The following is a 10675-nucleotide window of genomic DNA, read 5'->3' on the forward strand; positions in this document are numbered from 1 at the left end:
GGAAAATCCGAAATTAATCGATGCTATTAGTTTGCAATTGCAAGTCGAACCAAGATTTATTTTCAAAAATATTATTTTGCCCGAAGATAAATTTGCATTCACCATTTGCAATCCTCCATTTCATGCATCGCAAGACGAAGCTACAAAACAATCTTTGCGAAAAGTAAATAATCTAGAAGATAAAAAATCTACCAAACCATTATTAAATTTTGGCGGACAAAACGCCGAACTTTGGTGCAGCGGAGGCGAAATCGGATTTATTACTCAAATGATTTATGAAAGTGTAAAATATCCTTTGCAAGTTTTTTGGTTCACTACTTTAGTTTCTAAAAAGGACAATTTGAAGAGCATTTACAAAACCTTAAATAAAGTTGGAGCTGTTGAAATTAAAACGATTGAAATGGCTCAAGGTCAAAAAACAAGCCGTTTTGTTGCATGGACTTTCTTGAGCGAAAAGCAACAGAAAGAGTGGAAGTTTAACGTTGATTGATGCTTTTTTTATTAAATTTGTATAAACTATTTTCAGTATGAGTACAATTGAATTAAAAAACTTGGTGATTTCTAAAATATCAGAAATTAATGATGAAGCTTTTTTGGCTGCAATCAATACAATTTTGGACAGTAAATCTGAAAGTGTTGAGAATTACAATTTAGATTTAAAAAAATCTGAAGATGATATTGCGAATGGAAGTGTTTCAACTCACAATCAAGTTTTAGAAAAAATAGCTCAATGGAAAAAGAGATAATTTGGACACAAACTTCTCAAAATCAACTAGAAGACATTTACTTTTATTTACTCGAAGAAACTAAAAGTTTTGAAATTGCCGATAAAGTAATTGATACATTAGTAGTTTCTGTAGAAATTCTGAAAAATAGTTGGGAAATTTATGAAATAGATGAAATGCGAATTCCAATTGATGAAAATTATAGAGCATTTGAAAAATTTAGTTACAGAGTTTCATACAAAATTGATTTTGACAAAATCTATGTACTTAGAGTAAGACATACCAGTAGAAATCCAAAATTTTATCGATAAGCGTATTTGCCGATAAACAATTTCAATCGAAATTACCTCATGAAATTCCAAGTCGTATCCGATTACAAACCTACAGGCGATCAGCCACAAGCCATTGAAAAACTTTCAAACGGAATTATCAATGGCGAAAAATACCAAACTTTATTAGGAGTTACTGGTTCTGGTAAAACATTTACTATTGCTAATGTGATTCAAAATGTAGAAAAACCTACTTTAGTTTTGGCTCACAACAAAACATTAGCAGCACAATTATATTCAGAATTTAAGCAGTTTTTTCCAAACAATTCGGTGCAATATTTCGTTTCTTACTACGATTATTATCAGCCAGAAGCTTTTATTCCAGTTACAGGAACATTCATTGAAAAAGATTTATCTATCAATGAGGAACTTGAAAAATTACGTTTAAGCACAACGTCTGCACTACTTTCTGGACGTCGTGATATTATTGTAATTTCTTCTGTATCTTGCATTTATGGTATTGGCAATCCAGTTGAATTTCAAAAGAACGTTGTTTCTATTGAAAAAAATCAAATCATTTCCCGAACCAAATTATTACATCGATTGGTGCAAAGTTTGTATTCAAGAACTGAAGCCGAATTTACTCCGGGAACTTTCAGAATTAAAGGAGATACGGTTGATATATTTCCGAGTTACGGTGACGAACCTTTTAGAATTCACTTTTTTGGAGATGAAATTGAAGAAATTGAAGCATTTGATGCAAGAAGTTCTCAAGTTTTAGAAAAATACGAAAAACTGACCGTATATCCAGCCAATATGTTTGTGACTTCACCGGATGTTTTGCAAGCTGCCATTTGGGATATTCAGCAAGATTTGGTAAAACAAGTCGATTATTTTAAGGAAATTGGAAAACATTTAGAAGCAAAACGATTGGAAGAACGCACCAATTTCGATTTAGAAATGATTCGAGAACTCGGTTATTGCTCTGGAATAGAAAATTATTCGCGCTATTTAGACAGACGACTTCCTGGAACACGACCTTTCTGTTTGTTAGATTATTTTCCAGATGATTTCTTGATGGTTGTCGATGAAAGTCACGTAACCATTTCGCAAGTTCATGCCATGTATGGTGGCGATAGAAGTCGAAAAGAGAATTTGGTGGAATATGGATTTCGTCTTCCAGCTGCAATGGACAATCGTCCGTTGAAATTTGAGGAATTCGAAAGTATGCAAAATCAAGTGATTTATGTTTCGGCAACTCCAGCGGATTATGAATTGGAAAAATCAGAAGGAATTTATGTCGAGCAAGTTATTCGTCCTACAGGATTATTAGATCCAATTATAGAAGTGCGTCCGAGTTTGAATCAAATTGACGATTTAATTGAAGAAATTCAGCAACGATGTGAAGTTGACGAACGTGTTTTAGTGACCACTTTAACCAAAAGAATGGCTGAAGAATTGACAAAATATTTGACGAAAGTTTCCATTCGTTGCCGTTACATTCACTCTGATGTTGATACTTTAGAGCGAGTTGAAATCATGCAAGATTTGCGTAAAGGATTATTTGATGTGTTGATTGGCGTAAATTTACTTCGTGAAGGTCTAGATTTACCCGAAGTTTCTTTGGTTGCAATTCTTGATGCCGACAAAGAAGGTTTCTTGAGAAGTCATCGATCGCTTACGCAAACCGTTGGTCGTGCCGCAAGAAACGTAAATGGAAAAGCCATCATGTATGGTGATAAAATCACGGCTTCGATGCAAAAAACTATTGACGAAACCAATTACCGACGTGAAAAACAAATAAACTACAATACCAAACACGGATTAGAGCCAAAAGCTTTGAACAAAAGTTTGGGAAGCGCTTTAGGAAACAACTCGGTTTCTACAAAATATTATGAAGAAAAGATATTAAAAGCAGCCGAACCAGAAAGCGAATATTTATCGAAACCAGAAATTGAAAAGAAAATTCGCGAAGCCAAAAAAGCGATGGAAAAAGCAGCTAAAGAATTAGATTTTATGCAAGCGGCGAAATATCGTGATGAGATAAAATCGTTACAAGAAAAAATATAAGTACTTATAAAAAAACGGTTTACTAACCTAAGTTTCCTGTTGCAATACGACAGAAACAATTGGAATATCATTAAATCATAAAACCTTACCTTCTTGTAAGATAAATTTTAGTTTTGTAGCTTTGGGTAAAATACGCAATCGAATGGCGATAATCTTACCTTATTTGGGTAGATAGTCGCTATAATGTTGCGACTATATGCAGGTTGTGCGATATATTACCAAAAAAATCGAAAATCAGAAAATGAAAAAATTAACTTTATTACTTGTATTTATTATTTCAGCAAATAGTTTTTCGCAAACGAAAAACTTTATTGATTTACCTTACATTGAAACTTCTGCAATTGCTGACACTTTGGTATTACCAAATAGAATTCATCTGAACATCATAATTTCCGAAAAAGACTCAAAAGATAAATATTCTGTTGAAGAGTTGGAAAATTTAATGGAGCAGAAATTAAAAGGATTGGGAATTAATACAAACCAAAATTTAAGTTTGAATGATTTGGCTAGTAATTTCAAGAAATACTTCATCAAAGAAACAGATGTTATGAAATCAAAATCATATAATTTAATTGTTGAAAATGCAAAAATTGCTGGAAGCGTAATTTCTGAACTTGAAACAATTGAAATTTCAAATATTCGTATAGCAAAAACTGAAAATACAGAATATGAAAAAATTAAACTGATACTTAAATCTAACGCAATTGTAAAAGCAAAAATTCAAGCAGAGTTTATGACTAAACCTTTGAAACAAAAAGTTGGTAATGCAATATTCATTTCGGATTTAACCAACATGAGAAATTTTGACGATGGAGGAGGAAGTTTACAGGAAGTTGTAGTTATGGGATATGGTACAAAAAGAAAACAAGAATTTAAACCTATCGATATTGAATTTCAAAAAATTAAAATTGAAAGCATTGTTAATGTGAAATTTAAACTTGAATAAAAATACGACCGCCCAACAGCAGTTACACAAGATGCAAGGATTTAGTGGAATTGCCGTTTCGCATTGTACTTTTATCTTAAATAGAAAATATGCAGTCACGAAGCTTTGCACCTCGTGTAGCTGCGGAACTTTGTAAGCCATAGTTCAAACCGCTAAAACATAGAACCAAGTATAAAAATGACAGAACAGAATTCTATTGAAGCAATCGAAAAGCAAATCGAAGACAAATCGAAAGCACTATTAAAACTCAGAAAAGATATTCCGAAAGTGATTATTTTGGTAATTGCTGTAATGTTTGTTTTACCTTACTTTCCGTTGAGAAATGGAAGCTTAATTTCACAATATGGTTATGTAAATGCATTACTGTTTGAAGCTGCTGTATTTATTATTGCAATTCCATTGGTTACAGTATTTACATTAAGAAACATGGAACAAGAAATTTATCAATTAGAAAGAGATTTGGAAATTAAAAAGAGGCTAGAAAAGATTAATGAAAAAGAAGTGTAAAAACTACGGCTTATAACAGCCGTTTTGCCAGATTGCGAAAAAAGTGCAAAATTCAAGTTTACGTTTCGGAAGAAATTTTATCTTTGATAGAAAATAATCGGTTCAGAATTTCGGTAACCTCGCCAAACGTGGGAAAGTTGTAAGCAAGCTTATTAAAAATTATTATGAGAAGACAAATTTTTAATATTACGAATTTATCTACAGTCTTTATTCTGTTATTTGCTATTATATTTCTGTATGCATTTCCAAAACTTTCGTTTTGCCAAGACTCTGCATTTGCTATTCCAATTTATTATGATAGCAATGGAGATCATACCAGTATTATAGTTGATGAACTTTTAGCAAAAAGAGAAAAAATCAGCTATGAATTAACTGGAGATGTCAAAACAGACAGAGAGATTCTTAAAAAGTATCGCATCAAAGTTCATCAGTTAATTCTAGCAAAAGATACAACCAAAATTATTCGCTTTAAATTTAATCAGAATACTTGCCTTCAAAATTTCATTGATACATTTGATACTTGTTTGATTGAGGGTGCAGAATATTTATATTATGAAAATGATTTGTGAACGGGATATTCTCAAACAAAACATCCAAAAAATAGGAAAGTATTACCACTGATTTCAAATCCAACCGAAAAATAAAGCCAGCTGATAACCGTGGGTTTTGAAAAATTGCGAATCTTTTGCAAGCCAGACGTTCATCTTTCGCGAGAACTATTATCCTTGCGGAAAGTAATCGGTTCCGAACTTCGCAACCTCGAAAAGCATGGGAACGTCAGGCTGTGAAAAAACTAAGTTAAAAAAAAAAGTTATGCAGAGACCAATCAGAGAAAAATGACGTACATACGATTCTAAAAGGCTCATTTTGAGTATTTTAACAGTCTGACGTTATTAACTATATTTTTACCCTACAAAAATCAGAAAAATTTTGCTGCAACATTTTAAAAGTAAATTCGTCTTAGTTTTTTTAATAACATAAAATAATCACAACAAAATTTGAAAGAATAATTAAAAACTTAACTCCATAGTGCTATAAAGCTATTTATACAAAGTACATGCTTATTTTTCTTTCATTCTTTCTCTCACCTGCTGACGATAACTTATACCTAAAGGTATTTCTTTATTACTAGTAGTTTTTATACAGTTTGGATAAACTTCTTCAATAAATTTCTGATTAACAACAAAACTTTTATGACATCTTATAAAATTGTAAACCAGCAAAATTTCATATAAATCTTTTAATGTACTATGAATAATTTCTGTTTTACTTTTGCTAAAGTATATCTTGACGTAGTTACCAATACTTTCCAAATATATGATTTCACTTGGCTTAATACTTTGATGCAGTTGACTTAATTTAATTAAATCAGTAGGTTCTTTTACTTCATTTTTTACAGATATTTTTTTTACTGCTTTAGAAAAACGTTCGAAAGTAATTGGTTTTAACAAATAATCCACAACATTAAATTCATATCCTTCGAGTGCATATTCGCTATAGGCAGTGGTAAAAATAACTTTTGCATCACTATCAATCATTCTCAAAAAATTCAGTCCCGTTACTTGAGGCATTTCAATATCTAAAAAAATTAAATCAATTGTATTACTTTTTAGGTAGTTTGCTGCTTCAATCGCATTACTAAATGTATTTTCAACAGATAAAAAATCAAATTTATCACTGTGTAATTTTAAAATTGCTTGAGCATTTGGCTCATCATCAACTATTATGCATTTAACTTTCATAAATTCTCATTTTAATTTACTTTGATCTATAAATGTAATATCAATTTTGAGTTGTAGATATCTTTAGTAATTGTTTCTGTTAATGAAAACCTGTTATGAAATTTATATTCTAACCTTTGTCGCAGGTTTTTCAATCCTGTTTTTGTTGTTTTTTGGGACTTTTGTTTGGGTAATGTATTTGAAGTTTCTAGTGTTAGAACATCGTCATTCAAGTGTAAGTTTATGGAAATAAAAGCATCTTTTTCTAAAGAAATTCCATGTTTAAAACAATTCTCAATTAGCGTTATCAAGGTGTTTGGTGGGATTTGAAAATCCCATTTTTTTATTGACTCAGAATAACTTAAAGTAATGTTTTGTGGCAATCGTTCTTCTTCAAAAGACAAATAGTTTTCTATAAAATTAACTTCTCTTTTTAAAGGTATAACGCTTAAATCAGATACCTCAAGCTGGTAGCGCAACATATCTGATAATCTAGAAATCATTGGAGCAACATCATCCGATTTTTGTAAAGAATGGTTATAGATACTATTCAAAATATTAAATAAAAAATGAGGATTAATTTGTTGTCTTAAAAGCATCATTTCTGCTTCCATTTTTCTGTTTTTATAAATTAAATATTCTAACTTATTTTTTGACCGATCGTAAGCAAAATAAATCATTACTGTTAATAGTGTGATAAAAACCAACGAAACGCTATGCCCAATTATTTCCAAATTAGTAATAGTATAAAGTTTATCAAAAAGCAACGAGCAAAATAGAATTAATATTACCAATGAAGTATAAAAACTAAAAAATTTTCTTTTAAAATAGAATTGTTCAATCAACTTTATAACTATACTACTAAATAGAAAGTAGGCAAAAAGTAACTCTGGATTAAAATTGAGTGACAAATACATATGACTATCACCAGAAATATCCTTATAAATTGCCAATAGTGAAATTAATAACGTAAGTATTCCCAAAGATAGTTTTACCGGATTTTGCTTGATAAAGTTTTTCATAGTTCAAAAATACAATAATTGACTATTAATGTACTTTTTTTTGGATGAATTGCATTGGTCAAAAGCAAATTGCATTGGTGTAATAAAATGAATGTTGTTCTTATTACCATCATAAATTTGTATCAAACTTTTAAAAATAAGAAATTATGAAGACTATTTTTAGACTACTATTTTTAACATTTGTTGTAACGCAAAATTTTTTTGCACAAGAGCAGATCTTACCAGCATTCATAAACGCAAATAGTATTGAAATTCCTGATTGTAAAGATTTAAAGAATTATTCTTTTCTAGATAAAGTTAGCGATAACAAAAAAATTATAGCTATTGGAGAGGCAAGTCATGGTTCGGAAACCTTGTTTGAAATAAAACATAGCCTATTTAAATATTTAGCAATTTATAAAGGATATACTTTATACTTAATAGAAGATGACTATGGAGATTTGTTAGAAATTAATGAGGCTATTGTAACAGGCAAAGGCGATTTGAAAAAATTAATCATTGACTCTAGTTTAAATGGTTTTTGGAAGTCTCAGTCTTATTTAAACTTTTTTCAATGGATGCAGAATTATAACCAAACAACCACTAAAGACAAACTTCAAGTTATTGGGGTAGATTGTCAAGATGTTCGTAGTTTGATTGCTAACATTCAAAAAACATATCCAACTTTGTTTTCAAGTCAATATAAAGAAATAAATAATTTTTTACAAACGGTAAAAGCATCAAATATCTATACTTTAGAAAAAAGTAAAGTTGACGAATTACTAAAAATAAGTGAAGTGCTTTTAGAAAATTTAAAAAAATCAGAGACTTATTTACAAAATAAAAATAAATCTGAATATAAAATTGCAATAAATGCATTTGAAACCGTGTCTCAAAACTTGTTGATGGTAAAAGAAAGTTTACCACAAGAGCAATTACTAGAAGAATACAAGAAATATGGCTATTTAATTAAAGACAAACGCAGTGAATTAATGGCAAAAAATGCTATACGAGCTATAAATGATTACAATGCAAAAGCAGTGGCCTCAAACCATAATAGTCATGTTGTTGATAATCCTGCATCTGAAGACACTGGATATTTTTTACGAAAAGAGCTTGGTGAGCAATACTATATTATTTGCACTGATTTTTCTGAAGGAACAATTCAAGTATTCAGTTACAATGGATTAAAACTAGTAAAAGTTGATAAACCTGAAAAAGAATCTATTGCCAATTATTGTTTAAAAACAGGTAAGAAAAGTTTATTCGTAGAATTTTCTAATTTTTCGAAAGATAAAAAATCTTCTGTAAATTTAAGCTCGCTTGCTGGTGCCTATAAAACTATTTTTCCAACAAGAACCTACAATCTTCCGCTTAATGCATTTGATGCAATAATCTACACTAAAAAAATAGATTCAATAAACTTTATAGAATAAAACAAATTAAAAATATACAATATTGATTTTTTTCAACTAATTCAAAAAAAAATAAAATGACAACAAAAACAAATAAAAGATTAAAAATTACTGGGATTGTAATTTTATTATTGGTGACATTATCTACAAGATTTTTTGCATCATCAGTTTTAGGAGAACCTTTCTTTGGTGAAACACTAACAAATTTATTTAGTACAAAAGAGAAACCAGTTCTTTTATCACAAAGAGATTTAGGAATTTTAAAAAGCGTTATTCATCCTATTACAATTGAAAATGCTAAAAATGACAGTTTGCAATTTGATTTTTTAAATGAAAAACTAAAGCACGTTGAAGTTATAGGACTCGGAGAAGCAACTCACGGAACAAAAGAGTTTTTTGAACTAAAAAACAAAATGTTTAAATATTTAGTTGAAAAACAAGATGTAAAACTTTTTGGAATCGAAGCTAATTTTGCCGCTTGTTATGATATTAATAAATATGTTCTAACTGGAGAAGGAAATGCAAAAGAAGCCTTATCTAAAAATGGCTATTGGGTTTGGCAATCACAAGAGGTTTTAGATTTAATTGAATGGATGAAAAACTATAATAAAGGAAAAACATCAAACCAAAAAATTCAGTTTTATGGGTACGATATGCAAGATGCAACCTCTTGTGTTGTTTGGCTTGATAATTATCTAAGTAATAACTGTCCTGGCTTTAATAAGAATTTGTTACCTGAAAAAATTGAGGAAAACAAAACATCATTAAAAGAGTTAGACGATAAAGGATTAGATGAAATGCAAAAAAGAAATTTGAACAAGTTAAAAAAACTAGAAGATTATGTTTTGAGCAAAAGAATAGAATTGTTTAAAAAGGATTCCACAGACTATAAATTCGCTAAACAAACTATTGCTGTACTTCGACAAAAATTAAATTATTTTAGAGAGCAAGATTTCAATACTGCATATTCTTATAGAGATAGCTCGATGACTCAAAATATAAAATGGATTAGAGAAAACAATAACAATGGTAAAATAATGCTTTGGGCTCATAACGGACATATTGGAAAAGGCTCGTTTTCTGAAGATTTTAAATCAGGAAATTGGATGGGAACGCATTTGAATAACTTATACGAAAAAAAATATTACAACATTGGTTTCAGTTTTAGTGAAGGTGGTTTTGTTTCACAAAGTCCTTCATCAACAAATCTTTTTTACTTGATGTACAGTTTTGCCAAAAGTATCTTCAAAGATGAGCCTTGGCTAGTATCGAATAACTATGTTAAACCACACCCAAAAAGTCACCTGACAAATACTTTTTCACAACTGAAAACACCAATATTTTATATCGATTTTGAAGATATTTCAAATAAAAAAAGCTTAAAAGATTTTGTAAATAAAGACTATGAGCATTATGAGGCAGGAGCAGTTTATATCAATGAGAAATCGGCATTATGGTCAACCAATCTTTATGAATATTTTGATGCCATAATTTACGTGGATAAAACAAAACCAGCAGAAAATTATAACTTGGGAAAAATTGCAAAATAGTAAAACAGCCACTAACAGCTACTTATACCTACTCGCAATTTTTGAGCAATTAATTCAATTGTTCTTGAAAAACTTCCAGTAAATAATCAGGATGAACCATTCTCGTTGGTGATTGCTCCATAGCTTTTAAAACACGTTTCATAGCAAACGGATTTAATCCCATGTTGATTCCAATTTCATAAATTTTATTCAATTCACGTTCGTGAAGTATACCATCGCAATGCATCAATAAAGCCAATCTGTAAAATTGTTGAATGCGTTCAAAATCACTTTTGATGATTTCACTACGGTTTTCTTCATGAAAAAGTTGGTTCAATTCGTCTTTGTTTATGCCTAATTCGATAGCAATTATAGACAAAAACGTATATTCTCTTTCATGCAATTCACCATCAACAATTGCAAAAGCAATCATGTCTGATAATAAACTAATTTTTTGTTCCTTTGTGTTCATCAAAATGGAGTATTTTCAGC

General features: G+C 30.0%; 12 protein-coding genes. 9 read left to right on the forward strand and 3 right to left on the reverse strand.

What is annotated here, in order from left to right; translation table 11 throughout:
* The 7 genes from DIU01_RS10215 to DIU01_RS10245 form a co-directional block, all read left to right on the forward strand.
* A partial coding sequence (locus tag DIU01_RS10215) for an RlmF-related methyltransferase (RefSeq protein ID WP_290834089.1) occupies positions 1 to 490 on the forward strand: 490 nt, incomplete at its 5' end.
* Between the two features lie 37 nt (positions 491 to 527).
* A complete protein-coding gene (locus tag DIU01_RS10220) occupies positions 528 to 746 on the forward strand; it encodes a hypothetical protein (RefSeq protein WP_290834092.1) in 219 nt (72 codons plus the stop codon).
* Positions 731 to 1036 carry a type II toxin-antitoxin system RelE/ParE family toxin gene (locus DIU01_RS10225; protein ID WP_290834094.1) on the forward strand — a complete coding sequence of 102 codons (306 nt, stop codon included), beginning with the start codon at positions 731 to 733 and terminating at the stop codon, positions 1034 to 1036. The genes DIU01_RS10220 and DIU01_RS10225 overlap by 16 nt, the downstream gene beginning before the upstream one ends.
* A 39-nt stretch (positions 1037 to 1075) precedes the next feature.
* The gene (gene uvrB / locus DIU01_RS10230; protein ID WP_290834096.1) at positions 1076 to 3064 is read left to right on the forward strand and encodes an excinuclease ABC subunit UvrB; all 1989 of its coding nucleotides are present in this window, start codon (positions 1076 to 1078) and stop codon (positions 3062 to 3064) included.
* A gap of 241 nt (positions 3065 to 3305) precedes the next feature.
* On the forward strand, positions 3306 to 4010 hold the full coding sequence (locus DIU01_RS10235; protein ID WP_290834098.1) for an SIMPL domain-containing protein: 705 nt from the start codon (positions 3306 to 3308) through the stop codon (positions 4008 to 4010).
* A 177-nt stretch (positions 4011 to 4187) separates the two neighbouring features.
* Positions 4188 to 4517 carry a hypothetical protein gene (locus DIU01_RS10240; RefSeq protein WP_290834100.1) on the forward strand — a complete coding sequence of 110 codons (330 nt, stop codon included), beginning with the start codon at positions 4188 to 4190 and terminating at the stop codon, positions 4515 to 4517.
* 164 nt (positions 4518 to 4681) lie between these two features.
* The gene (locus tag DIU01_RS10245) at positions 4682 to 5086 is read left to right on the forward strand and encodes a hypothetical protein (protein ID WP_290834102.1); all 405 of its coding nucleotides are present in this window, start codon (positions 4682 to 4684) and stop codon (positions 5084 to 5086) included.
* 492 nt (positions 5087 to 5578) lie between these two features.
* On the opposite strand, the gene DIU01_RS10250 is transcribed toward DIU01_RS10245, so the two are convergent.
* Positions 5579 to 6259: a LytTR family DNA-binding domain-containing protein gene (locus DIU01_RS10250; RefSeq protein ID WP_290834104.1), complete on the reverse strand. Its 681-nt coding sequence runs from the start codon at positions 6257 to 6259 to the stop codon at positions 5579 to 5581.
* 26 nt (positions 6260 to 6285) lie between these two features.
* A complete protein-coding gene (locus tag DIU01_RS10255; protein WP_290834106.1) occupies positions 6286 to 7260 on the reverse strand; it encodes a sensor histidine kinase in 975 nt (324 codons plus the stop codon).
* Between the two features lie 146 nt (positions 7261 to 7406).
* On the opposite strand from DIU01_RS10255, the gene DIU01_RS10260 reads away from it, so the two are divergent.
* On the forward strand, positions 7407 to 8675 hold the full coding sequence (locus DIU01_RS10260; protein WP_290834107.1) for an erythromycin esterase family protein: 1269 nt from the start codon (positions 7407 to 7409) through the stop codon (positions 8673 to 8675).
* Positions 8676 to 8731: 56 nt separating this feature from the next.
* Positions 8732 to 10204: an erythromycin esterase family protein gene (locus DIU01_RS10265; RefSeq protein ID WP_290834109.1), complete on the forward strand. Its 1473-nt coding sequence runs from the start codon at positions 8732 to 8734 to the stop codon at positions 10202 to 10204.
* Positions 10205 to 10253: 49 nt separating this feature from the next.
* Here the strand turns inward: DIU01_RS10265 and DIU01_RS10270 are convergent, their stop codons facing one another.
* Positions 10254 to 10655: a TerB family tellurite resistance protein gene (locus DIU01_RS10270; protein WP_290834111.1), complete on the reverse strand. Its 402-nt coding sequence runs from the start codon at positions 10653 to 10655 to the stop codon at positions 10254 to 10256.
* Positions 10656 to 10675 lie beyond the last annotated feature (20 nt).

Source organism: Flavobacterium sp., assembly GCF_003525665.1.
Classification (GTDB): Bacteria; Bacteroidota; Bacteroidia; order Flavobacteriales; family Flavobacteriaceae; genus Flavobacterium.

What these genes read in the sequence shown, in the direction of transcription:
- DIU01_RS10235 (WP_290834098.1), top strand. Translation starts at nt 3,306, where the DNA reads ATGAAAAAATTAACTTTATTACTTGTATTTATTATTTCAGCAAATAGT.
- DIU01_RS10250 (WP_290834104.1), bottom strand. Translation starts at nt 6,259, where the DNA reads ATGAAAGTTAAATGCATAATAGTTGATGATGAGCCAAATGCTCAAGCA.
- DIU01_RS10255 (WP_290834106.1), bottom strand. Translation starts at nt 7,260, where the DNA reads ATGAAAAACTTTATCAAGCAAAATCCGGTAAAACTATCTTTGGGAATA.
- DIU01_RS10240 (WP_290834100.1), top strand. Translation starts at nt 4,188, where the DNA reads ATGACAGAACAGAATTCTATTGAAGCAATCGAAAAGCAAATCGAAGAC.
- DIU01_RS10225 (WP_290834094.1), top strand. Translation starts at nt 731, where the DNA reads ATGGAAAAAGAGATAATTTGGACACAAACTTCTCAAAATCAACTAGAA.
- DIU01_RS10270 (WP_290834111.1), bottom strand. Translation starts at nt 10,655, where the DNA reads ATGAACACAAAGGAACAAAAAATTAGTTTATTATCAGACATGATTGCT.
- DIU01_RS10245 (WP_290834102.1), top strand. Translation starts at nt 4,682, where the DNA reads ATGAGAAGACAAATTTTTAATATTACGAATTTATCTACAGTCTTTATT.
- DIU01_RS10265 (WP_290834109.1), top strand. Translation starts at nt 8,732, where the DNA reads ATGACAACAAAAACAAATAAAAGATTAAAAATTACTGGGATTGTAATT.
- uvrB (WP_290834096.1), top strand. Translation starts at nt 1,076, where the DNA reads ATGAAATTCCAAGTCGTATCCGATTACAAACCTACAGGCGATCAGCCA.
- DIU01_RS10220 (WP_290834092.1), top strand. Translation starts at nt 528, where the DNA reads ATGAGTACAATTGAATTAAAAAACTTGGTGATTTCTAAAATATCAGAA.
- DIU01_RS10260 (WP_290834107.1), top strand. Translation starts at nt 7,407, where the DNA reads ATGAAGACTATTTTTAGACTACTATTTTTAACATTTGTTGTAACGCAA.